Here is a 23,261-nt window from a genome sequence, read left to right as displayed (position 1 = left end):
ATGTCCGCACAAGCTCCAGCCGCGCCCGGCGCTCCGGGCGCACCGGCGGCGCCAGGTGCGGCCTCCGGGTTCCTGCCGCCCAGCGTCGCACTGTGCACTGTCGGCCTGGCGATGGCCTCGTTCATGCAGGTGCTCGACACCACCATCGCCAACGTCTCGCTGCCGACCATCGCCGGTAACCTCGGCGCCAGTTCGCAGCAGGCGACCTGGGTCATCACCTCGTTCGCGGTCAGCACGGCCATCGCGCTGCCGCTGACCGGCTGGCTCAGCCGCCGCTTCGGCGAACGCAAGCTGTTCGTCTGGGCCACGCTGGCCTTCGTCATCACCTCGCTGCTGTGCGGCCTGGCGCAGAGCATGGGCATGCTGGTGGTGTCGCGTGCGCTGCAGGGCTTCGTGGCCGGCCCGATGTACCCGATCACGCAGTCGCTGCTGGTTTCGATCTACCCGCGCGAGAAACGCGGGCAGGCATTGGCGCTGCTGGCGATGATCACGGTGGTTGCGCCGATCTGCGGGCCGATCCTCGGTGGCTGGATCACCGACAACTACAGCTGGGAATGGATCTTCCTGATCAACGTGCCGCTGGGCATCTTCGCTGCGCTGGTGGTGGGCAACCAGCTGAAGGGGCGGCCGGAGCAGATCGAGAAGCCGAAGATGGACTACGTCGGCCTGATCACCCTCGTGATCGGCGTCGGTGCGCTGCAGCTGGTGCTCGACCTGGGCAACGACGAGGACTGGTTCGCGTCGATGAAGATCGTGGTGCTGGCCTGCGTGGCCGTGGTGACGCTGACGGTCTTCCTGATCTGGGAGCTGACCGACAAGGATCCGATTGTCGACCTGAAGCTGTTCCGGCACCGCAACTTCCGCGCCGGCACGCTGGCGATGGTGGTGGCCTACGCGGCGTTCTTCAGCGTGGCGCTGCTGATCCCGCAGTGGCTGCAGCGTGACATGGGCTACACCGCGATCTGGGCGGGCCTGGCAACGGCGCCAATCGGCATCCTGCCGGTGATCATGACCCCGTTCGTGGGCAAGTATGCATCGCGCTTCGACATGCGCATGCTGGCCACGATCGCCTTCATAGTGCTGTCGATGACCAGTTTCCTGCGCTCGAACTTCAACCTGCAGGTGGACTACATGCACGTGGCCGGCGTACAGCTGATCATGGGCATCGGCGTCGCGCTGTTCTTCATGCCGGTGCTGCAGATCCTGCTGTCGGACCTGGATGGGCGCGAGATCGCGGCGGGCTCCGGCCTGGCCACGTTCCTGCGTACGCTGGGCGGCAGCTTCGCGGCCTCGCTGACGACGTGGCTGTGGGCGCGGCGCACCCAGGTGCACCATGCCGACCTGACCGAGCATATCTCGGCCTATCAGCCGGGCATGCAGGACCAGGTCACGGCGATGGGGCAGGGCGACCTGCAGCACGGCGCAGCGGTACTGAACAACATGATCAACCACCAGGCATCGCAGATGGGCTTCAACGACATCTTCTTCCTGCTGGGCTGGATCTTCCTGGCGATCATTACGTTCCTGTGGCTGGCCAAGCCGCCATTCGGCGCAGGTGCGGGTGCGGCCGCCGGTGGTGGGCACTGAAAACTCCCTGGAAACACGTGCTGTATTTTGACCCCGCCGCAAGGCGGGGTTTTTGTTTGTGCAACGTGGGTCGCACGGGCCCTGCCGTTGGGGGGTGTACAGGCGCAGGTTCAGCGCGTGCGATAGACGCGCTTGAACACCACCCGATCACGGAACAATCGGGAAATGGCCCACATTCCCGCCACAAGTACGGCGCCGCACGTGATCCAGCCGGCAGTGGCCTGCAATCGGCTGCCGACCAGTGCGCCGCAGATGATGGCGGCGACAAAGACGAACATTACGGCCTCCTTCGATGCGCCGTAGTGGACCTCGGCCTGGCATCCCACGCATACGCGTACGCCGTGGTTCGAGCCGGTGTGGCAGTGAGGGCAGATGATGCTGCGCTGCATTGGGGCGTCCTTTGGGGAAAGGGGGGCGCTGGTCCGGTCGTGTCGATAGACCTGCAACCGGCTCCGGTAAATCTGCCTCCCACCGAAAAGGAATCGGGTGGATCTCGAGTAGGAAAAGTACGAATTGAACGGGGAACGTGAAATGCGCCCCAAAAGGGGGGCGTTCAAGGTCTGGTGACGGCGCGCCGGGGGGAGGTATGCACCCGCAGGCGACGCCCGGGTGGTGCGAGATACGACAGTCCGAGTGGCGGTTGCGATGCCACGCTCGCCAGGCCCCGGAAACGAAAAAACCCGCTTTCGCGGGTTTGATCATCTTGAGTCGTGGTGCCCAGGAGAGGACTCGAACCTCCACGGTTTTACCCGCTAGTACCTGAAACTAGTGCGTCTACCAATTCCGCCACCTGGGCGACTCAGGAGATGAATTGTGCGGGACGGCAGAGGATGTGTCAACAACATTTCACAGCTTTTTCTGCGGCTGCACGCCCAGGTGAAGCAGCAGGCTGCGCATTGCCGATGACAACTGCGCCCACTCGGCAAAACAGGCGCACAGGCGACGCTGTGCCCACGCATCGGCGAGCGGTACGGAGACGGTATGCGTGCTGCGCCGGTGCTGGCGGGCGATGGTCCGCGGCACGATGCCGATACCAATGTCGTGGCCGACCATGATGCACACCCCTTCGAAGGTCTTCATGCGGATGCGCACGTCCAGGCGCCGCCCGATGTCGCGCGCCTGGTCTTCGATGTAGGCCTGCAGTGCATTGCCGTCGGCCAGCGCGACGAAGGTCTCGCCGGCAACATCGGCGAAGGCCAGGCTGCGCCGCGATGCGAGGCGATGGTCTGCGGGCAGCAGCATCACCAGTGGATCTTCGGCGACCACGTGCTGCTGCAGGCCGGCAGCGTCGACCGCATCACTGATGATGCCGGCCTCGGCCTGGCCAGCGTTGATCGCACGCACGACTTCGGGGCTGGTGCGCTCCAGCAGTTCCACGTGCAGGCGCGGCCGTTCGGCCAGCCACGGTGCCAGCCGCGAAGGCAGGTAGTTGGTCAGTGCTGCGGTGTTGGCATACAGATGCAGTGTGCCGCGCGCGCCGTGCGCGAACGCCTGCAGTTCACCGCGCAGCTGCGCCTGCTGCTGCAGGATCAATCGTGCATGGTGGGCCAGGGCGGCGCCGGCTTCGGTCAGGCTGACGCCGCGGGGGTGCCGGTTCAACAACGCGGTGCCGGCATCGGCTTCGATCGTGCGCAGGCGTTCGCTGGCCGACGCCAGTGCCAGGTTTGCCTGCGCTGCGCCGGCCGTGATGCTGCCCGCCTCGGCAATCGCCAGGAACAGGCGCAGGTCGGCGATATCCATCCGCATGTGATGCCCTCATCGCAACGGCTGCGCCTTCGGATCAGCCGAAGGCAAGGCCGGAAACACCGCATTGTGCGCCGAGCGGCCGGCCGATCCAATGAAGGCATGAATGAATCGATGTACTTCTACGTGCTGCTGGTGGTGGTGTTCGTGCTGGCCGGTGTGGTCAAGGGTGTGACTGGGATGGGGTTGCCGACGGTGGCGATGGGGCTGCTGGGCAGCACGCTGTCGCCGGTGTCGGCGGCGTCGATGCTGTTCATTCCCACCTTCGTCACCAATGCGTGGCAGCTGTTGTCCGGGCCGTCACTGGACCGCATCGTGCGGCGCCTGTGGCCGATGATGCTGGCCGTGGTAGTGGTGACGCTGGGCTCGGCGGCGCTGCTGGTGCGGGTCGATCGCACTTGGTCGCGCGTTGCGCTGGGCGTGGCATTGGTGGTCTATGCCGCCTATGCGTTGCTTGCGCCGGTGTTCCGCGTGCAGCAGCGGCGCGAGCGTTGGCTGGGGCCGCTGGTGGGGGCGTTGTCGGGCGTGGTGACCGGCGCCACCGGCGTGTTCGTGATGCCGGCGGTGCCATACCTGCATTCGCTGGGGTTGCAGCGCGAGGAGCTGGTGCAGGCGCTGGGGCTGGCGTTCACGGTGTCAACGATTTCGCTGACCGCCGGCCTGGTGCTGCACGGCGCATTCGGCATCCAGCAGCTGGGGCTGAGTGCGCTGGCGGTGCTGCCGGCATTGCTGGGCATGTGGCTGGGGCAGGTGATCCGGCAGCGCATCAGTGCGCGGGTGTTCCGGGGCTGCTTCCTGGGTTTCCTGCTGTTGCTCGGGCTGGAACTGGCGCTGCGGCCGCTGCTCTGATGCCGGATTCCGGGCATGAAAAAACCCGCTCTCGCGGGTTTTTCTCATTCTCGACGTGGTGCCCAGGAGAGGACTCGAACCTCCACGGTTTTACCCGCTAGTACCTGAAACTAGTGCGTCTACCAATTCCGCCACCTGGGCGTCGAGGAGCGAGATTATGGGGTGTTGTTATGGGGGTGTCAACACTTTTTCTGGATCCGGTGTCGGACCCCGTTTCGCGTGCGGAGCGGGCTCTGACCCCATCTCAATCGCTTGGGTCGGAGCCCTTTCCTTCGGAAAGGAATTCGACCCCGCTGCTGGATTGCAGGCAAAAAAAAACCCCGCCGAAGCGAGGAGTTTTTTCGTTGGTGCCCAGGAGAGGACTCGAACCTCCACGGTTTTACCCGCTAGTACCTGAAACTAGTGCGTCTACCAATTCCGCCACCTGGGCGTTCCAGAGGCGCAATTGTGAAGATGAATCCGCAGGCTGTCAACGACTTCCTGAATATTTTTCACGCAAGGCCTTCAAGACGGCCACTGACCCGTTCTGCACGCCGTCAACGGCTACCATGTAGGGCGATGACTACCAAAAAACCAAGCAAGGGCGGGAGCACCTCCCGCAGCCAGGCCCCGAAGAAGGGCGCCAAGGCGGGCACGGCCCGCGCCACCAAGCCGGGCAAGCCGTTGCCGGGCTGGTTCCCCGAATTGAATGAAGGCGGCGCACCGCCGCGTGGCCGCAAGGTCCGCAGCAGCGACGTACCGGGCCCGGCCCCGGGCCGCAAGCTGCCCCCGACCGGCAAGGTGATCGACGATCCCTATGCCGCCCGCGAAGCCGAGAAGTACGAACAGCCCATCGCCAGCCGCGAAGCCATCCTGGCCCTGCTGGAGCGTTGCGAAGGGCCGCAGACGGCAGAGGAACTGGGCGCACGCTTGGGCCTGACCGCACCGGACCGGGCCGAGGCGCTGTCGCGCCGGCTCGGTGCCATGGTCCGTGATGGCCAGCTGGTGCAGAACCGCCGTGGCGGTTTCGCCCCGATCCAGACCCTGAACCTGGTCACCGGCGTGGTGATCGCCAACCCGGAAGGATTTGGCTTCCTGCGCCCGGTCGAGGGTGGCGACGACCTGTTCCTGCCACCGTATGAAATGCGCAAGGTCATGCATGGTGACAAGGTGCTGGCCCGTGTGACCGGCATCGACCACCGTGGCCGCCGCGAGGGCAGCATCGCCCGCGTGCTTGAGCGCGGCATGACCCGCCTGATCGGCCGTTTCAGTGTCGAGATGGGCATCAACTACGTGGTGCCCGACGACAAGCGCGTGCAGCGCAACGTGCAGGTGCCGCCGGACCAGACCGGTGGTGCGCGCGACGGCCAGCTGGTGGTCTGCGAACTGACCCAGGCGCCGGACAGCCGCCGTCCGCCGATCGGCCGCATCATTGCCGTGCTCGGCGACAAGCTGACCGCCTCGCTGGTGGTGGAGACCGCCATCCACGGCCATGAACTGCCGTTCGAATTCCCGCAGGAAGTGCTGGACGAAGCGGCGTCGGTGCCGCTGGTGGTCGAAGCGGCGATGATCGGCGACCGCGTCGATCTGCGCAGCATGCCGCTGGTCACCATCGACGGTGAAGATGCCAAGGACTTCGACGACGCGGTGTACTGCGAGCCGAACGTCGATGGCTTCCGGCTGGTGGTGGCGATTGCCGATGTCTCCAACTACGTCCGGCCCGGCACGCCACTGGACGAAGAAGCGCAGAAGCGCGCCACCTCGGTGTACTTCCCGGGCTTCGTGGTGCCGATGCTGCCGGAGACGCTGTCCAACGGCATCTGTTCGCTGATGCCGAAGGTCGACCGCATGTGCTTCGTCTGCGACATGCAGATCGACCGCGACGGCCTGGTCACGCATTCGCGCTTCTACGAAGCGGTGATGAACTCGCATGCGCGCCTGACCTACACCCAGGTGTGGAAGGCGGTGGGTGAGGACGATGCCGATACCAAGGCCTGGATGGGTGACCTGCTGCCGCAGGTGCAGCGCCTGCACCAGCTGTACAAGGTGCTGTCCAAGGCACGCGCCAAGCGCGGTGCCATCGAATTCGAAAGCAGTGAAGTGCGCTTCGTGCTGGACAACCGCGGTGAAGTGACCCAGGCCGGCATGCTGGTGCGCAACGACGCGCACAAGCTGATCGAGGAATGCATGATCGCGGCCAATGTGGAGGCGGCGAAGTACCTGCTGTCGCGCCATGTGCCGGCCCCGTACCGCATCCACGAGAAGCCGCCGGAAACCAAGTACGCCGACCTGCTGGAATTCCTCAAGGAGTTCAAGCTGAGCCTGCCGCCGTGGTCGAAGGTGCGCCCGGGCGATTACACCAAGCTGCTGAAGAAGATCCGCGACCGCCCCGATGCCACGCTGCTGGAATCGGTGCTGCTGCGCAGCCAGAGCCTGGCCATCTACAGCCCGGAAAACCACGGTCATTTCGGCCTGGCACTGGAGGCGTACGCGCACTTCACCTCGCCGATCCGCCGTTACCCCGACCTGCTGGTACACCGCGCGATCAAGCACGCGTTGTCCGGCAAGCCGCTGGACAAGTTCACCTACAACGCGCGCGAAATGGCTGCGCTGGCGCTGCAGTGTTCCGAGCGTGAGCGCCGTGCCGATGAGGCCGAGCGCGAGGTCGACGAGCGTTACCGCGCGGCGTGGATGGAAAAGCACGTGGGCGGCCAGTTCGACGGCGTGATCAGCGGCGTGACCAGCTTCGGCCTGTTCGTGGAGCTGGATGAGTCGAAGGTGCAGGGCCTGGTGCACGTGACCCAGCTGCCGCAGGACTATTACAAGTTCGACGCGACCCGCAAGACGTTGACCGGCGAGCGCCGCGGCGGCAGCTACCGGTTGGGCGACCGCGTGCGCATCCTGGTGCTGAAGGCCAGCATGGAAGAGCGCAAGATCGACTTCCGCCTGGTCGAGCACAAGGGTGAGGACGAGGGCGATGGCCTGCCGCCGCTGCCGGAGCGTGGCAAGCCGGCCAAGCGTACGAAAAAGCAGTATTGAGAGACGTGCCGACCAACGGTCGGCACCCCACGTTACCTGGTAGGTGCCAACCGTTGGTTGGCACGACGCTTTGGAGGAACGCACCATGCAGGGCCAACCCGAATACAGCGGCGGCTGCCAGTGCGGTGCGATCCGCTTCCAGGCCCGTGGCGAGCTGACCCACAGCTCGATCTGCCACTGCCGCATGTGCCAGAAGGCCTTTGGTGCGTACTACGCGCCCTTGGTGTCGGTGCGGGGCGTGCAGTTCAGCTGGACCCGCGGCCAGCCGCGCTATTTCCAGTCCTCCAACGTGGTGCGGCGCGGGTTCTGCGCCGACTGCGGCACGCCGTTGACCTACGAAGCGCCCGATGGCGTGGCGGTGGCTGCCGGTGCGTTTGACGAACCCGAACGCCTGCCGCCGACGATCCAGTACGGAGTCGAGCGCAAGCTGCCCTTCGTCGACAGCCTGGCCAGCCTGCCGGCGCGACGTACCGAGGAAGACATCGCCGCGCTGGATTTCCTGGCCACGATCGTGTCCCACCAGCACCCCGACCACGACACCCCGCACTGGCCGCCGCGCAGCCGTTCAGCCGGGGGATGAACGGCCGGTAGCGCCGGGCTATGCCCGGCGAGCGCGAAGCGCGGCCGTCGCCGATGCTCTACCATAGCCACCCCCTTTCCGGTCCCCGCCCGCATGAGCAAGAACAGCCAGTGGATTGTCGGCGTCAACGCCGTCGCCTCCTCCATCGAGAACGACGCCGAGAACGTCCGCGAAGTGCTGGTCGAGGCCGGTGCGAAGAACCCGCGCCTGACCGAGATCGAGGAAAACGCCCGCCGCAAGGGCATCGACGTGCGCAAGGTGAACAGCCAGGCGCTGGACGGTGTCGGCGGTTCGGTACGCCACCAGGGCGTGGCCGCGCGCTATGCCGCCGCCCGCACTTACAGCGAGAACGAGCTGGAAGGCCTGGTCACCGCAGCCGAGGGCAAGGCCCTGCTGCTGGTGCTGGACGAAGTGCAGGACCCGCACAACCTTGGCGCCTGCCTGCGCTCGGCCGCTGCGGCCGGTGCAACCGCAGTGATCATCCCCAAGGACAAGTCGGCCACGGTGAACGCGACCGTACGCAAGACTTCGGCCGGTGCCGCCGATCTGATCCCGGTGGTGGCGGTGACCAACCTGTCGCGCTGCCTGAAGGACCTGCAGAGGCAGGGCGTGTGGATCTATGGCCTGGCCGGCGAAGCCACCGCTTCGCTGTACCAGCTGGACCTGAAGGGCAACATCGCCCTGGTGCTGGGGGGAGAGGCCGATGGCCTGCGCCGCCTGACCCGCGAGAACTGCGATGGCCTGGTCAAGATCCCGATGCCGGGTGAGATCGAGAGCCTGAATGTCTCCGTCGCCGCCGGCGTCAGCCTGTTCGAGGCCGTGCGCCAGCGCGGCTGATCTGTAGAGCCGAGCCCACGCTCGGCGATCGCATACCCGATCAAGGAAGCAGCCGAGCATGGGCTCGGCTCCACAGTAGCCGCTACCCCGCGCTGCCGCCCAGCGCCTTGAACAGGGTCACATCGTTGTTCAGCTGGCCCTGCCGCGCGCGCGCCAGTGACAGCTCGGCATCGCGCCGGGTCTGCTGCGCTTCCAGCCAGGTGCGCAGGTCGGTCGCGCCCACGCGGTAACGCACTTCCTGCGCGCGTTCCACTTCCACCGCTTCGTCATACGACGCCTGCGAGGCCGCCACCTGCCGCGCCAGCTGCTCGCGTGCCGACAGCGCGTTGTCCACTTCCGAGAGCGCGGTGTACAGCGTCTTGCGGAAGTTGGCCGCGGCGATCTGGTGGGCGGTGCCGGCGATGTCGGTATCCAGCTGCGCGCGCTGCAGGTTGAGGAACGGCAGTGACAGGCCCGCGCCCAGCGTGGCCACCGGATTGCGCAGCACATTGCCTAGCGAGGTGGCGCTGGAACCGAGGCTGCCGGTCAGGCTCAACGCCGGGTAATACTGGGTTGCCGTGACGTTGATCGTCTTCAGGCTGTTGCGCAGGCGCAGCTCGGCCGCGCGCAGGTCGGGACGGCGGCCCAGCAAGTCGGCCGGCAACCCCTCGACGATGTCCGGGCTGCGTGCGCCCAGCAGGTCCTGCGGTTCGTCCTGCTGCGGCCAGGGCGTGCCATCCAGCAGTACGGTCAGTGCATTGCGCACTTCCACCCGCTGCTGTTCCAGCGCGCTCTGCGCCGAGCGCTGCGACTGCAGGTTCTGCAGCGCCTGGCGCACTTCCAGGCGCGATACCGCGCCGGCGTCGAAGCGGGCCTGCACCAGTTCGCGGGTACGTTCCAACCGCTCCAGGTTGGCCTGGCCGGTGGCGATGGACTGGTTGAGATAGGCCAGGTTCCAGTACTGGGTGATGGTGTCGCCGATCACCAGCAGCGCGGTGTTCTGCCGGTCTTCCTCGCTGGCTTCGGCTTCCCAGCGGGCGATGTCGCGCTGGGTGCGCAGGCGCCCCCACAGGTCCACTTCCCAGCCCAGCGAGACGCCGGTGGAATAGCTGCGGCGCCAGTCATCGGCCTGGTCGGTGGCGCGGCTGGCACTGCCGCTGACGCCCGATGACGAAGGCTGCGGCCACAGCGCATTGCTGGCCAGGCCGGCCTGCAGGCGTGAACGCTGCACGGCCAGGCCGGCGGCGGCCAGATCGCTGTTGGCGGCCAGCGCCTGCGCCACCAGACGGTCGAGGCGTTCATCGCCGAAGCCGGTCCACCAGGTGTCCTGCCGGATGTCGCGGCCGGGTGTATCCAGGCTGCTGCGCGGGCCGTCGGCCGGTGCATTGAGGGTGGCATCGCCACGCCCATACTGCGCCGCCACGGCCGGGTCATGCACCGGATAGCGGCCGACGGAGGCGCAGCCGGACAGGGCGAGTACAACCGCACCGGCCGGCAGCAGGTGCCGGGGAGCGGGGAAGGGCAGTCGGATCATCTTCTTCATTCGCGGGCCAGGGCCTCCACCGGATCGAGTTGCGCGGCGTTGCGTGCGGGCAGGAAGCCGAACGCCACGCCGATCAAGGTCGAGCAGGCGAACGCGGCAACGATCGAGGCGGTGGAGAACAGCACCTGGAAATCGCTGGCGAAGCGGCCGATCATCGAGCCCAGCAGCAGCGCCAGGCCGATGCCGAGCACGCCGCCGAGCAGGCACACCAGCACCGCCTCGATCAGGAACTGCTGGCGGATATCACTCTGCCGTGCACCCACCGCCATGCGCACCCCGATCTCACGGGTGCGCTCGGTCACCGACACCAGCATGATGTTCATCACGCCGATGCCACCGACCAGCAGTGCGATGGCGGCGATGGCACCGATCAGCAGGGTCATCGTGCGCGTGGTCTGCTCGATGGTCTGGCGGATCTCCGCGCTGTTGCTGAGGAAGAAGTCCTCGGTGCCATGGCGCAGGGTCAGCAGGCGGGTGATTGCTTCCTGCGCCGCATCCATCGGTGTGTCGTCGTCCACGCGTACGGTGATGCTGGAGACGTGGCTCTGGCCGAGCATGCGCGACATCACCGTGGTGTACGGCACCCACACGCTGAGGCTGGTACTGCCACCGAAGCCGAAACTCTGGCGCTTGGCCACGCCGACCACGCGTGCCGGCACGTTGCCGAGCAGGATCACCTGTCCGACCGGGTCGACATCGGGGAAGAACTGGGCCTGGGTGTTCTCGTCGATCACCGCCACCTGGCCCAGGCCCTTGACTGCATCGGCATCGAAGAAGCTGCCGCTGAGCAGAGTCACGCCCTTGACCCGGAAGAACTGCTCGCCGACGCCGCTGACCTGGGCGGTCGACGACTGGTTGCGATAACGCGCGGTGACCGAGGTCGATACGCTGGGGGTGGCGCTGTCCACGTAGCTCTGCTTTGCCAGTGCATCGGCATCGCTGGCCTTGAGCGTCTGCACCCGGGCCGAGCGCATGTCGCCGAAACCACGGCCGGGATAGACGTCGATGGTGTTGGTGCCGAGCGCGCTGATGTTCTGCAGGATCTGCTGCTGCGAGCCGTTGCCCAGCGCCACCACCGACACTACCGAGGCGATGCCGATGATGATGCCGAGCATGGTCAGGAAGGTCCGCAGCCGATGGGCGTTCATCGCCAGCAGCGCCATGCGGAACGCTTCGGTGAAGCGGTCTCGGGCCGCCCGCCAGCTGTTGCCGTGGGCGGCCCCGGTACTGGCTTCGCGCTGCGCACGGTAGGCCGGCGCATTCGGGTTGGCGCGGTCGGCGATGATCTCGCCATCGCGGATCTCGATGATGCGCTGTGCGTGCTGGGCCACGCTCATGTCGTGGGTGACGATGATGATGGTGTGGCCTTCGGCATGCAGTTCGCCGAGGATCGCCATCACTTCCTCACCGGATTTCGTATCGAGCGCGCCTGTGGGTTCGTCGGCCAGGATCACCTCGCCGCCGTTCATCAGCGCGCGTGCGATCGACACGCGCTGCTGCTGGCCACCTGACAGCTGGCCGGGCTTGTGATGCATGCGGTCGCCCAGGCCCAGGCGTTGCAGCAGCTGCTCGGCACGCGCATTGCGCACTGCGCCCGGGCTGCCGGCGTACACCGCCGGCACTTCCACATTGCCGCGCGCGTCGAGGTCGCCGAGCAGGTGATAGCGCTGGAAGATGAAACCGAAATATTCGCGGCGCAGTTCGGCCAGTTCGTCCGGCGCCATCTTTCCGGTCTCGCGGCCGGCCACCTGGTAGCTGCCGCGGGTGGGGCGGTCGAGGCAGCCGAGGATGTTCATCAGTGTCGACTTGCCCGAGCCGGACTGGCCGACGATGGCCACCATCTCGCCAGCATGGATGTCGAGATTGACGTCGCGCAGCACGGCGATCACATCATCACCGGCCGGGAACTCGCGTCGCAGGTCGCGCAGGCGCAGCAGCGGCGCCGTCGTGCTCATCGGCGCGGCCCCATGCCCGGGCCGCCGACCCGCATCTGCATGCCGCCTCGGTTCCCGCCACCGGCACCGGCACCGGCGGCGCTGGCTTCGCCGACCACCACGCGCTCGCCTTCCTTCAACCCGGACAGGATCTCGGCGGAGGCGCCATTGTTGATGCCCACCGTGACCTTGCGCGGCTGCGGCTGGCCCTTGTCGTCCAGCACCCGCACCATGCGCTCGTCGCCACGGCGCTTCGGCCCCAGCGCCACCGCCGGCACCATCAGCACGCCCTTGGCCTGCTTGAGCAGTACCGAGACCTGCGCGGTCATGTCGATGCGCAACGTGCCGTCCGGATTCTCCACGTCGAACAGCGCGTTGTAGTAGACCGCGCTGCTGGAACTGGAACTGGACGAACTGCTGGAGCTGGAGGAGCTTTCGTTGGCGATCGAGGCCGGCGCCGGATTGATCTGGCGCAGCGTGGCGTGGTACTTGCGGTCCGGGTCACCCAGCGTGGTGAAGTACACCGGCATGCCGGGCTTGATCTTGACCACGTCGGCCTCGGAGATCTCGGCATTGACGGTGACCACGTCCAGCCGTGCCAGCATCACGATGGTCGGTGCGGTCTGGTTGGCGTTCACGGTGCGGCCTTCCTCCGCCACCACCGCCACCACGGTGCCGTCCATCGGCGCGGTGATGCGGGTGTAGGCCAGGTTGGCGCGGGCGGTGCCCAGTTCTGTTTCGCGGCCCTTGATCTGCGCCTCGTAGGACTGCAGCTGGGCACGGGCGGTCTTCAACTCCGCCTCGGCGGCATCATATTCCTGGCGCGAGGTGGCTTCGGCAGCCAGCATCTGCTGCTGCCGCGCGAATTCCAGTTCGGCCTGGCGCAGGGTGGCCTGCTGCACGGCGCGCTGCGCGGTGACCTGGTCCAGCGAGGCCTGCGCGTTGAGCACCTGGTTCTGCTGGGTGGTGGCATCGATCTCGGCGATCAGGTCGCCTTCCTTCACGGTGTCGCCCAGCTGTACCTTCAGCGACTTGATCTGGCCCGAGGCCTGGGCGCCGACGCTGACCAGCTTGTAGGCGTCGATCACACCGGTGGCCTCCACTGTCTGCTCGATGTCACCACGGCTGACGGGCGCGGTCGCCACCGCCGGGACGGCCGGCTTGCGCAGCAGCCACCAGGCGGCTGCAACGACGGCAAGGGCAAGCAGGGCGACCAGTATCAGGCGACCCCGGCGGGTCGCGGGCAGCAGGCGGAACGTCACGTCGTGGCTTCACTCTCGGGGCCGCGTGGGCGGCGTTGGCGGGCATTGTGAAGACCGGGCGACAGGCGGCTCAATCCTCGGGGTATGTCTCTATGTAACACTGTCGGCAAATAGGCGTAACCACAGGTATCCCGACCATCGGTGGATACACTGGTACGCATTGCCCCGGATGCGGTTCAGCTGCCGACACGGGATGATCGCGACATGGAGACTGAAAACACGATGCATCGACTGCTGATCGTCGACGACGACAATGACATCCGCACCCTGCTGGCCGAGCAGCTCGGCCGCGCCGGCTACCAGGTGAGCACGGCGGCTGATGGCACCGCCATGCGCCAGCTGCTGGACCGTGAGCACGTGGACCTGATCGTGCTCGACCTCAACCTGCCGCGTGAGGATGGCTTGACCCTGTGCCGCGACCTGCGCGCGCGCTCGAACACGCCGGTGATCATGCTGACGGCTCGTGCCGAGCCGATTGACCGCGTGCTGGGCCTGGAGATGGGCGCCGATGACTACCTGGCCAAGCCGTTCGAGCCGCGCGAGCTGCTGGCGCGCATCCGCAATGTGCTGCGCCGGACCGAGGCGCTGCCGGCCAACCTGGAGCCATTGGCGATTCGCCGTGCGCGCTTCTCGCGCTGGGTGTTCGACCTGGAACACCGCCATCTGGTTGACCCGGACAACCGCGTGGTGGTGCTGTCCGGCGCCGAGTTCCGGCTGCTGCGGGTGTTCATTGCCCATGCCAACAAAGTGCTGTCGCGCGAGCAGCTGGTCGCGCTCAGCAGCGGGCGCAATTACGAGGCACAGGACCGTGCCATCGATCTGCAGGTCAGCCGGCTGCGCAACAAGCTGGGCGACGACGGTGGCCCGGATGGGCTGATCAAGACCGTTCGCAACGAAGGCTATGTACTGGCCTCCTCGGTGAACCTGGAATAGGCCGCGATGAAACGCCTGCGCCATTTCCTGTCCTCGATGGTCGGGCGGTTGTTCGTGATCCTGCTGCTGGGCATGAGCGTGGCCGCGATCGGCGCGACCATGCTCGCCACCTCCAAGCGGCAGCAGGAGTTCGAGCGGCAGAACCTGAACCGCATCGCCGACCGCCTGCAGGGTTACGTCAACCTGCTGGACGGCAATCCGGAACTGCGCGAGCGCCTGCTCGAGATCGGTGGGCCCAGCGTCCGCGCCCTGCAACCCGGCGCGCGCCTGGGGCGGGCCGATACAGCTCTGATGGAAGTGCTGGATGACCGGCCAGGCCCGGTCGCACGCGCGCACGTGCACTTCGCTTCATTCCGCTCCTGCATCCCCAAGCTGCAGGAACTGCTGCCGCCGCCGCCGCCCGGGCATCGCAAGCACCCGCGCGAGCGTGATCCGGCGTTCATTCCGCCCAAGTGCCGCGCGGTGGACGTAACGCTCACCGATGGCACGCTGCTGAAGCTGGCGCTGGATTCGCCGGCGGTAGCGCACAACGGCATCCTCGCCGTTGACCCGTGGTTCCTGACCCTGCTGGTGTTGGCGATCGCGGTGCTGGCCTATATCGTCGCGCGCATTGCAAGCGCGCCGCTGCAGGAGTTGGCCGCTGCCGCCGAAGACCTGGGCGACGACCTGCAGCGCGATCCCTTGCCGCTTCGCGGGCCGCGCGAAGTGCAGCGCGCCGCCGAAGCCTTCAACGCCATGCAGCACCGGCTGCAGCGGCACCTGGCCGAGCGCACGCAGATGCTGGCAGCGATCACCCACGATCTGCAGACGCCGCTGACGCGGCTGCGGCTGCGGCTGGAGAATGTCAGCGACGAGGCCCTGCGTGAGCGCCTGATTGGCGATCTGGCCGCGATGCAGGCACTGGTGCGCGAGGGCCTGGAGCTGGCCCGCAGTGCCGAGAGTGCCGAGCAGCGTGCAGCACTGGACCTGGATTCGCTGCTGGAGAGCATTGTCGAGGACACCGCCGAAGGCGGCGCCGATGTGGTCTTCGAAGGCGGCAGCGGGGCGGTGCTGATGCTGCGCCCGCTGGCCATGCACCGCCTGTTCTCCAACCTGGTGGACAATGCGGTGATGTATGCGCAACGGGCGCGGGTACGGGTCGAGCGCAGTGGGGGTGCGATCACCGTGGTGGTGGCCGATGATGGCCCGGGCCTGGCCGAGGAGCAGCTGGAGGCGGTGTTTGATCCCTTCGTGCGGGTGGAAACCTCGCGTTCGCGCCAGACCGGCGGGGCCGGGCTGGGCTTGACCATCGCCCGCGCCCTGGCCGAGAAGGATGGGGCGCGGCTGTGGCTGCGCAACCGTGCCGAAGGCGGGCTGGAGGCGGTGGTGCAGTGGCCGGCCAGCGCCCAGGTGACGCCGCTGGGGCGCGCCGGCTGAGCCTTCGCAGCTGGCGATGGTGACGCGGTGGGCCGGCTTTGGCCTATCATCTGCCCAACTTCCCAGTTCCCCCCCGATGAGCCAGCCCGTTCCCGCCGGCATGCCGCTCCGCGCTGCCCGGCCGTTCCCGCACGCTGCCAGGCACGGCAGCCCTGCCTGGCCGCCGCCGCTGCACTGATGGCCGCACAGGGGGACATACGGCGCTGGGCGGAGCGCCGCGGATCAGATATCGGTCGATGGCTGCGACAGGGCCTGCTGTGCCTGCTGCTGGCCCTCGCGCTGCCGGTGGCTGCGCAGGAAGGGGCGCCGCCGCTGCGCGACTATGCCATTGATGTATGGACCTCGCGCAATGGCCTGCCGCACAACTCGCTGCGTGACATCGCGCAGACCCCCGAAGGCCACCTGTGGTTCGCGACCTGGGAAGGCCTGGTGCGCTACAACGGCCTGGATTTCACCGTGTTCGACCGCAGCACCCGCCCGGGCCTGCGCGACAACGGCATCGGTGCGCTGTTCGTCGACCGCCAGGGTGGCTTGTGGATCAGTGATTCGCGCGGCAACGTCAGCCACCGTGGCAGCGATGGCCAGTGGCGCGTCTGGGAGCACCAGGCCGATACGCCGCAGGTGCTGATACAGTCCATGCAGATGGACAGCCAGGGCCGGCTGTGGCTGCTGTACGAGGGCAAGGGCATCGGCTATCTGACACCGGACAATGGCATCGTCTACCAGGCGCCGGCGGCGGACCTTCCGATGGCGATGAGTTTCACCAAGCTGGTGGTCGATGCGCAGGACCGGGTCTGGGTCGGTACGCTGGACGGGCTGGTGCTGCGCGACAACGACGGCGTGCTCAAACGCGCGCCCGCAGCCTGGGGACTGGGGGCCGGCAGTGGTCTTTCATGGCCCTACCGTGCGCCGGATGGTGCGCTGTGGATCGTCGCCGGCGAGCGCCTGTACCGGGTGGAAGATGACCAGCTGGTGCTGATGCACCGTCTGCCGGGACAGCTGCACATGACCTCGATGCTGCAGGATCGCCATGGTGACCTGTGGCTGGGCACCGAGAACCAGGGCCTGCTGCGCATCTCCGCACATGGCCTGGAGCGGCTGCCGGCAGGCCTGAACCTGCCGGGCGGACGCGTGGTCAGCCTGCGCGAGGACGCCGAGGGCAGCATCTGGGTGGGCGCCAACGGCGGGCTGTACCGCCTGCGCGAAACGCTGTTCAGCAGTTACACCGAGCGCGATGGGCTCAGTGGCGACTATGTGCGCACCGTGTTCGAGGACCGCGACCGCCAGCTCTGGGTGGGCAGCGCCAGCGGCCTCGATCTGCAGACGGCCGACGGCCGCTTCCGTGCGATGCCTCTGCACAACCGCGGTGGCAAGGCACCTTCGGTGCTCAGCCTGGCGCAGGGACCGGACGGTGACCTGTGGGTCGGCACGTTCGGCGATGGCGTCTACCGTCTTGGTCGCGACGGCCGGCTGCGGCACAACTACGCCGCTGCCGATGGCATGCCGGGCGGCAACATCCGCGCGATCAGCGTAGACCCGCAGGGCGTGGTCTGGGCCGGCACGCAGAAGGGCGTGGTCCGCATCGACGGCGACCGTGTGCAGGTATCAAGCATGGCGGGCATGCCCGGCGGCCTGATCACCGCGCTTGAGCACGATCATCAGGGCAACCTGTGGATCGGCACCATCGAGGGAATCCGCGTGCTGCGCGGCGACCACGTGCAGTCGATCGACCTCGCGCCGATGGGCGGTGGCCGCAGCGTGTTCGGCTTCCACCAGCTGGGCGACGCGATGTGGATCAGCAGCGACCGTGGCCTGTACCGCTGGCGGAACGGGATGCTGGCGCGGGTGGGGCTCGAGCAGGGTATGCCGGTGGACGCGGTGTTCCAGCTGGTGCCTGATCGTCTTGGCAACGTGTGGGTCAGCAGCAACCGAGGCGTGCTGCGCACCGACATGGCTACCCTGAACGCGGTGGCCGATGGCCGAGCACCCCGGGTGATGGTGGAGCGCTACAACGAGATCGACGGCATGGCCAATGCGCAGGCCAACGGCAGCTCGGGGCCTTCGGCGATCCTGCGCCAGGACGGCACGTTCTGGGTGGTGACTGCCGGTGGCCTGAGCACGGTTGATCCGCAGCGCCTGCAGCGCTTCCGCGAGCGGCCATCGCCGCCCGCCGCGATCGAGAGCGTGCAGGTGGATGGCGCGCCGGTGCATTGGGAAGGACCGGATCGCAACGCCATTCCCGGTGGCCGCCGCCTGGCGGTCAGCTATGTCGGCCTGAGCTACCTGATGTCTGACCGGATCCGTTACCGCACGCGGTTGGATGGGCTTGATGCCGGCTGGGTCGAGCGCGGCCCGCAGCGCAGCGTGGAGTTCGTCGGCCTGCCGCCGGGCGAATACACCCTGCACGTGGCGGCGGCACATCCCGGTGGCAGCTGGGGCCAGCAGGAGGCGGTGTGGAGCTTCACCGTGGAGCCGTTCTGGTGGCAGCGACGCAGCGTGCAGGTGCTGGGGGCACTGGTGCTGCTGACCGGGCTGGTGGCGCTGTACCGCTTGCTGCTGCAGCAGTTGAAGGCCAGCAACCTGCGCCTGGCACGTCGGGTGGACGAAGCAACTTTCGACCTGCAGGCCAAGACCGTGCACCTGCAGGCGTTGAACCAGGAAAAGACCGAACTGGCCGAGCGCCTGGCACGCCAGGCTGAGGCATTTGAACGGCAGGCCCGCGAGGATGCACTGACCGGCCTGCCCAATCGCCGCGCCTTCGACGAAACCCTTGCCCGCGACTTCGCCCGTTCGCAGCGCAGTGGTCATCCACTGTGCCTGGTGGTGCTGGATATCGACCACTTCAAGGACGTCAACGACCGCCACAGCCACAGCATCGGCGATGCCGTGCTGGTGCAGGTGGCGCGCTTGATCGCTGCGGCCTGCCGCGATTCGGACCTGCCGGCGCGCACCGGCGGTGAAGAGTTCGCGCTGCTGCTCAACGACACCCGCCTGGAAGAGGCCGCACAGCTGTGCGCACGCCTGCGCGGTCTGTTCCATGACCACCCGGACTGGGCCGGTGTGGAAGGCCTGCGCGTGACCTTCAGCGCGGGCCTGGTGGAGCTGGATGCCGACGACCGCACCCCGGCGCTGCTGTACCAGCGCGCAGACCGCGCACTGTACCGCGCCAAGAGCGATGGCCGCGATCGTACGAGTATTGGTTGATCTCATCCAGGCGTGGCGTGGATCTACCGTGCGGTGAGTGGTGGGTGCGGACCGTTGGTCCGCACTGCGTGGATGCGGTTGCGCCGTTGGCTGCCTTACCGCGGCCAGGCGTTGGCGATGGTGCAGAACAGCCGCGCGGTCTGTTCGGTGTCATACACCGCGCTGTGTGCCTCGTTGGCATCCCAGCCCAGCCCGGCGGCCGTGGCGGCGCGCGCCAGCACGGTCTGCCCGTAGGCGATGCCGGCCAGGGTGACCGTGTCGAACACGCTGAACGGATGGAACGGGTTGCGCTTGTGACCGGTGCGGGCCACGGCGGCGTTGACGAAGCCAAGGTCGAAATGGGCGTTGTGGCCGACCAGGATCGCGCGCTGGCAGCCGTATTTCTTCATTGCTGCGCGCACCGGGGTGAAGATGTGGTCCAGTGCGGCCTTTTCTTCCTTGGCCAGCCGGAACGGATGGTCGAGGATGATGCCGGTCACTTCCAGCGACTTCGGGTCGATCTCCAGGCCTTCGGCCGGCACTACATGGGCGCTGGCGGTCTGGCCCGGGTACAGCAGGCCGTTCTCGTCCATCTCGATCGGCACTGCGGCTATTTCCAGCAGCGCGTTGCGCTGGCTGTCGAAGCCGCCGGTTTCCACATCCACCACCACCGGCAGGAAACCGCGGAAGCGTTGTGACATCGCGCGCTGCGCCTGGGATACTGCGGAATCGGGAGCGGCGGCAGGTGCGGGAATGGGGTCGGTCATGCGTGAATTCTAGCAGAGCGACCCTGAGCGCCCGGCCACGCAGCCCATGCCCGCCACCGTGGCAGAACCCGGTAGGTGCCAGCCTTGGTTGGCACGCGATGCGCCGACCAAGGTCGGATCTACCGGACTGCGGGACGTGCCGTCGTACCCGACGGATGCCACCGCCACAGCAACGCATCCACGCTCAGCCTGCCTGCGCCGGTGAAGACCAGCGGCAGCAGCATCGCCATGAACAGCACCGGCAGCTTGAAGTTGCCGTAGCCCTGGTCGCTGATCGCATACCCCATCGCGAGGTCGCCCAGCGAGTTCCATTGCATCGGCCAGTGCACGGCGTAGGTGGCCACCACGGTCAGCACCAGCAGGCTGGCAGCGGCAAAACGGGTACCAAAACCGAACAGCAGGCAGGCTGCGCCGAGCAGTTCAAACCAGGTGGCCAGTTGCCAGTTCAGGGCAGCGGGCAGCTGGTTGAACGGAAACGGGAAGGCGTCCTGCAGATCGGCGAACCAGTTCTGGCCTTGCAGTTTCTCGCGGCCGGATTCGAAGTATTCCCAGGCCAGCAGCAGCCGCAGGCCGAGCGGGGCCAACCAGGGGGCGAGACGGTCCAGCTGGCCACGCGCGGTGGCCAGGGGCGGAAGCTTCATCGGTGCATCTCCGGGTCGGGGAAGGGAGGTGTCAGGCAGGTGCGGTCAAAGGGCCGATCACGCCGGCCCGCAGGAACTGCTGCAGCAGCGCGGCACCGGGTTCGGCCAGCGCTTGTTCGGCCAGGCCATGCGCGTCGGCCAGTTGCTTCAGATAGGCATGTCCATCGAGGCCGGGCTGCTCCCCGATGCTGGACAGCAGGTACACCGCCAGCGGGCTGAGTACGGCGAAGCGCACCTCGCCATCGGCCTCGCGACGCACCAGCAGGCCGGTCGGCTCGGCCGGCAACTGGGTAGGTGCGTCCTCGGCGCCGAGGCGGTGCACCGGCCATTGGTACAGCAGCGGCCACGCCAGCGGTGAGCGCTGCAGCGGCACCCGCAGCGGGTCGATGTCCGCTACGACCGGCAGCGGTTCGGCGTCCAGTTGGTACAGCGCGGTTTCCACCCACTCGTAGTGGGCCAGTTCGGCCAGCGCAGGGTGTGGCAGCTGCGGCTGTGCCTGCAGCCACTGCACGAATTCGGCGGCCAGTTCGGTGAACAGCGGCGTCTGGCAGCGATGGGTTGCGAAGTAGTGGCGCACCAGTCCGCTCCAGGCTGATACGCCGAGCAGGCGCACGCAGACCGGAAAGCCGTTGCTCAACAGGCCGAGCAGGTTGTTGAACAGCAGCCGCTGGTAGACCGCGACGCGCCGTGGCTCCAGCCCGCCCGGTGGCGGCACGCCCTGGGGATCTCGCAGATAGGCGGTGAATGCGTGCTGCTGCGCACGCAGCGTGGCGGGGGTATCAGCCATATGCCGCCTCCGCGTGCACGGCCTGCAGACGGCGGATGGTCTGCAGTTCGCCGCGCAGTTCGGCATAGGGCGGGAAATTGAAATCGCGTTCGAGCAGGGTGGGGCGAGCGCCGATGCGCGCATAGGTGCGTGCCAGCAGCTCCCAGACCGGGTCGATCACCGCGCTGCCATGGGTATCGATCTTCAGGTCCGGTGCCTCGTCCAGATGCCCGGCCACGTGCAGGCAGACGATGCGGTCTGCGGGCAGGCCAGCGATGAACGCGTCGGCGTCGTAACCATGGTTGCAGGCGTTGACGTAGACGTTGTTGACGTCCAGCAGCAGGTCGCAGTCGGCTTCGGCAAGCACGGCGTTGGTGAAGGCCAGTTCGTCCATCGCCGGTTCCGGTGCCAGGTAGTAGGACACGTTTTCCACCGCGATGCGGCGACCCAGCACGTTCTGCACGCGGGCGATGCGTGCGGCGGTATGGCGCACCGCTTCATCGGTGAAGGGGATCGGCAGCAGGTCGTACAGGTGGCCGTCGTCGCTGCAGTAGCTCAGGTGTTCGCTGTACAGCGGCACGCGGTGTTTTTCCAGGAACTGGCCAACCTGCTCCAACAGCTGCGTATCCAGTGGCGCAGTGCCGCCCAGCGACAGGGACAGGCCGTGGCAGCTCAGCGGATGGCGCTGTGCCAGCTCGGCCAGTGCGTCACCGGCGGGGCCGCCGACATGGATCCAGTTCTCCGGCGCGCATTCGAGGAAATCGAAATCGCCAGCCGGTGCATCGCGCAGCTCCTGCAACAGCGCCCGGCGCAGCCCCAACCCGACGGCCGCCGCACGAAGCGGCGACCGCAGGTTGGCGATGCTGGCGCGGACCTCAGTGCTTGCCACCGCACTTGCCTTCGCCACACTTGCCTTCGGCGGCCTTCTTGTCGCCGGCCTGAGCCTTGGCGCCTGCTGCCGCACCGGCAGCCTTGCCCTTGTCGGCGCCGCACTTGCCTTCGGCGGACTTGCCATCTGCGCCACACTTGCCTTCGGCATGCTTGGCGGCCTCTGCGGAGGTCTTGGCGTCGGCGCCCTTGGCATCGGTGCTGGCCTTGGCAGCCTGGCCAGCCACCAGATAGCCCTGGGCCAGGTCGCTCATGCTCAGCGCCGAGGCATTGGCGGTGATGCCAAGGCCGGCGGCCAGGGCGGTAGCAGTCAGCAGGGACAGGGTCTTGTTGGAACTGCTCATCGGTCGTGCTCCTGGGTGGTGTGGGCGGGTGCCCGGGTGGCCGGCAGGGATGCCGGTGGAAACGATGGTGCAGCGATCCTACTCAACGAATCCTCGCCAAGACCTCAAATTTTCGTGAGGTTTGTTACAGAAGGGGAACACGGTTCCCGGTGGATCCACGCCATGCGTGGATGAATCGCCGGAACGCCCAGAAACAAGAAGGCCGCTGTCACCAGGACAGCGGCCACCTTGGAGTCGACTCCGGTGTTGCAGTGCAGCGTCAGGGCTGGCCGGTGCTGGAGGTCTCGTCGCGCTTCTCGCGCGGCGGCAGCGGCTGCTCCCCGTGCACCAGGAACCATACGTTCTCGGCGATGTTGGTGGCGTGGTCGCCCACGCGCTCCAGGTTCTTGGCCATGAACAGCAGGTGCGTGCACGGGGTGATGTTGCGCGGGTCTTCCATCATGTAGGTCAGCAGCTCGCGGAACAGCGCGGTGTACTGCGCGTCCAGGCGGGCGTCGTCCTCGCGCAGTTCCAGTGCGGCGTCGGCGTCGTTGTCGCGGTAGGCGGCAATGGCACGACGGACCTGCTGCGCCGCCAGGCGGCCCAGCGCACGCAGGCCCTGGATCTGCGGCAGCGGCGGCACCTTGCCCAGCGCGATCGAACGCTTGGCCACGTTCGCTGCATAGTCGCCGATGCGTTCGATGTCGGCCGGGATGCGCAGGCCAGCGAGGATTTCGCGCAGGTCGCGCGCCATCGGGCCACGCAGGGCCAGGCGCATCACGTCATGGCTGATCTGCTGCTCCAGCGCATCAATGGCTTCGTCGTTGGCGATGATGCGATGGGCGGCGTTCTCGTCGCGCTTCTCGATCACGTCCATCGACGCTTCGAGCTGGGCGACGGCCATCTCGCCCATGCGCACGATTTCGGCCACCAGGCGCTGCTGCTCTTCGTCGTAGCTCTTGACGATGTGGTCGTTGGGAAGGTTCATGGTCTGCAATCCGGGTGGAGCCAA

The 23,261-nt window shown here is 67.2% G+C and carries 19 protein-coding genes and 3 tRNA genes; 8 read left to right on the top strand and 14 right to left on the bottom strand.

The window, feature by feature from the left end:
* Positions 1 to 1,587: a multidrug efflux MFS transporter permease subunit EmrB gene (gene emrB, locus G370_RS0102005; protein ID WP_019659097.1), complete on the top strand. Its 1,587-nt coding sequence runs from the start codon at positions 1 to 3 to the stop codon at positions 1,585 to 1,587.
* A 110-nt stretch (positions 1,588 to 1,697) separates the two neighbouring features.
* Here the strand turns inward: emrB and G370_RS0102000 are convergent, their stop codons facing one another.
* The 3 genes from G370_RS0102000 to G370_RS0101990 all read right to left on the bottom strand — a co-directional run bounded on the left by G370_RS0102000 (position 1,698) and on the right by G370_RS0101990 (position 3,333).
* Positions 1,698 to 1,976, bottom strand: a complete 279-nt coding sequence (locus G370_RS0102000) for a hypothetical protein (RefSeq protein ID WP_019659096.1) — start codon at positions 1,974 to 1,976, stop codon at positions 1,698 to 1,700.
* Between the two features lie 322 nt (positions 1,977 to 2,298).
* Positions 2,299 to 2,383, bottom strand: a tRNA-Leu gene (locus G370_RS0101995).
* A gap of 50 nt (positions 2,384 to 2,433) precedes the next feature.
* A complete protein-coding gene (locus G370_RS0101990; RefSeq protein ID WP_019659095.1) occupies positions 2,434 to 3,333 on the bottom strand; it encodes a LysR family transcriptional regulator in 900 nt (299 codons plus the stop codon).
* Between the two features lie 99 nt (positions 3,334 to 3,432).
* Between G370_RS0101990 and G370_RS0101985 the strand changes: the two genes are divergently transcribed.
* Positions 3,433 to 4,179, top strand: a complete 747-nt coding sequence (locus G370_RS0101985; RefSeq protein WP_019659094.1) for a sulfite exporter TauE/SafE family protein — start codon at positions 3,433 to 3,435, stop codon at positions 4,177 to 4,179.
* 56 nt (positions 4,180 to 4,235) lie between these two features.
* Here the strand turns inward: G370_RS0101985 and G370_RS0101980 are convergent.
* Together G370_RS0101980 and G370_RS0101975 are read right to left on the bottom strand one after the other, a co-directional pair.
* A tRNA-Leu gene (locus G370_RS0101980) sits at positions 4,236 to 4,320 on the bottom strand.
* Positions 4,321 to 4,524: 204 nt separating this feature from the next.
* Positions 4,525 to 4,609: transfer RNA gene (locus G370_RS0101975), tRNA-Leu, on the bottom strand.
* A 128-nt stretch (positions 4,610 to 4,737) separates the two neighbouring features.
* On the opposite strand from G370_RS0101975, the gene rnr reads away from it, so the two are divergent.
* The 3 genes from rnr (at position 4,738) to rlmB (ending at position 8,614) form a co-directional block, all read left to right on the top strand.
* Positions 4,738 to 7,197 (top strand): ribonuclease R, encoded by a 2,460-nt coding sequence (rnr, locus tag G370_RS0101970; protein ID WP_019659093.1) that lies wholly within the window; start codon positions 4,738 to 4,740, stop codon positions 7,195 to 7,197.
* 85 nt (positions 7,198 to 7,282) lie between these two features.
* Positions 7,283 to 7,777 (top strand): GFA family protein, encoded by a 495-nt coding sequence (locus G370_RS0101965; protein ID WP_019659092.1) that lies wholly within the window; start codon positions 7,283 to 7,285, stop codon positions 7,775 to 7,777.
* Positions 7,778 to 7,870: 93 nt separating this feature from the next.
* Positions 7,871 to 8,614 carry a 23S rRNA (guanosine(2251)-2'-O)-methyltransferase RlmB gene (gene rlmB, locus G370_RS0101960; protein ID WP_019659091.1) on the top strand — a complete coding sequence of 248 codons (744 nt, stop codon included), beginning with the start codon at positions 7,871 to 7,873 and terminating at the stop codon, positions 8,612 to 8,614.
* A gap of 82 nt (positions 8,615 to 8,696) precedes the next feature.
* Here rlmB and G370_RS0101955 read toward each other — a convergent pair whose 3' ends face one another.
* Genes G370_RS0101955 through G370_RS0101945 form a run of 3 tightly spaced genes read right to left on the bottom strand, consistent with a single transcriptional unit; the run spans position 8,697 to position 13,332 of the window.
* Complete coding sequence (locus G370_RS0101955) at positions 8,697 to 10,136, bottom strand: efflux transporter outer membrane subunit (RefSeq protein WP_019659090.1); 1,440 nt, start codon at positions 10,134 to 10,136, stop codon at positions 8,697 to 8,699.
* Positions 10,133 to 12,091, bottom strand: coding sequence for a MacB family efflux pump subunit (locus G370_RS0101950; protein ID WP_019659089.1), 1,959 nt, complete (start codon positions 12,089 to 12,091; stop codon positions 10,133 to 10,135). The genes G370_RS0101955 and G370_RS0101950 overlap by 4 nt, the downstream gene beginning before the upstream one ends.
* On the bottom strand, positions 12,088 to 13,332 hold the full coding sequence (locus tag G370_RS0101945; protein WP_019659088.1) for an efflux RND transporter periplasmic adaptor subunit: 1,245 nt from the start codon (positions 13,330 to 13,332) through the stop codon (positions 12,088 to 12,090). Before G370_RS0101945 ends, G370_RS0101950 begins: the two co-directional genes overlap by 4 nt.
* 204 nt (positions 13,333 to 13,536) lie before the next feature.
* Here G370_RS0101945 and G370_RS0101940 point away from each other — a divergent pair, with 204 nt between their 5' ends.
* The 3 genes from G370_RS0101940 to G370_RS0101930 all read left to right on the top strand — a co-directional run bounded on the left by G370_RS0101940 (position 13,537) and on the right by G370_RS0101930 (position 18,885).
* Positions 13,537 to 14,265: a response regulator gene (locus tag G370_RS0101940; protein WP_019659087.1), complete on the top strand. Its 729-nt coding sequence runs from the start codon at positions 13,537 to 13,539 to the stop codon at positions 14,263 to 14,265.
* Positions 14,266 to 14,271: 6 nt separating this feature from the next.
* Positions 14,272 to 15,681: an ATP-binding protein gene (locus G370_RS0101935; protein WP_019659086.1), complete on the top strand. Its 1,410-nt coding sequence runs from the start codon at positions 14,272 to 14,274 to the stop codon at positions 15,679 to 15,681.
* 177 nt (positions 15,682 to 15,858) lie between these two features.
* Positions 15,859 to 18,885 (top strand): ligand-binding sensor domain-containing diguanylate cyclase, encoded by a 3,027-nt coding sequence (locus tag G370_RS0101930; protein WP_019659085.1) that lies wholly within the window; start codon positions 15,859 to 15,861, stop codon positions 18,883 to 18,885.
* A gap of 95 nt (positions 18,886 to 18,980) precedes the next feature.
* On the opposite strand, the gene rnt is transcribed toward G370_RS0101930, so the two are convergent.
* The 6 genes from rnt to phoU form a co-directional block, all read right to left on the bottom strand.
* Positions 18,981 to 19,565, bottom strand: coding sequence for a ribonuclease T (gene rnt / locus G370_RS0101925; protein ID WP_005408782.1), 585 nt, complete (start codon positions 19,563 to 19,565; stop codon positions 18,981 to 18,983).
* 185 nt (positions 19,566 to 19,750) lie between these two features.
* A complete protein-coding gene (locus tag G370_RS0101920; protein WP_019659083.1) occupies positions 19,751 to 20,272 on the bottom strand; it encodes an HvfX family Cu-binding RiPP maturation protein in 522 nt (173 codons plus the stop codon).
* Positions 20,273 to 20,303: 31 nt separating this feature from the next.
* Positions 20,304 to 21,059 (bottom strand): HvfC family RiPP maturation protein, encoded by a 756-nt coding sequence (locus tag G370_RS0101915; RefSeq protein ID WP_019659082.1) that lies wholly within the window; start codon positions 21,057 to 21,059, stop codon positions 20,304 to 20,306.
* Positions 21,052 to 21,927, bottom strand: coding sequence for an HvfB family MNIO-type RiPP peptide maturase (locus G370_RS0101910; RefSeq protein ID WP_019659081.1), 876 nt, complete (start codon positions 21,925 to 21,927; stop codon positions 21,052 to 21,054). The genes G370_RS0101915 and G370_RS0101910 overlap by 8 nt, the downstream gene beginning before the upstream one ends.
* The gene (locus G370_RS0101905) at positions 21,914 to 22,270 is read right to left on the bottom strand and encodes an HvfA family oxazolone/thioamide-modified RiPP metallophore (protein ID WP_019659080.1); all 357 of its coding nucleotides are present in this window, start codon (positions 22,268 to 22,270) and stop codon (positions 21,914 to 21,916) included. The genes G370_RS0101910 and G370_RS0101905 overlap by 14 nt, the downstream gene beginning before the upstream one ends.
* 259 nt (positions 22,271 to 22,529) lie before the next feature.
* Positions 22,530 to 23,237 carry a phosphate signaling complex protein PhoU gene (gene phoU / locus G370_RS0101900; RefSeq protein ID WP_005408787.1) on the bottom strand — a complete coding sequence of 236 codons (708 nt, stop codon included), beginning with the start codon at positions 23,235 to 23,237 and terminating at the stop codon, positions 22,530 to 22,532.
* Between the last annotated feature and the right edge of the window lie 24 nt (positions 23,238 to 23,261).

Origin of the sequence: Stenotrophomonas hibiscicola ATCC 19867 (assembly GCF_000382065.1) — a bacterium.
In the GTDB taxonomy this organism is placed as follows: domain Bacteria; phylum Pseudomonadota; class Gammaproteobacteria; order Xanthomonadales; family Xanthomonadaceae; genus Stenotrophomonas; species Stenotrophomonas hibiscicola.
This window is presented reverse-complemented; position numbering and strand designations above follow the sequence as displayed.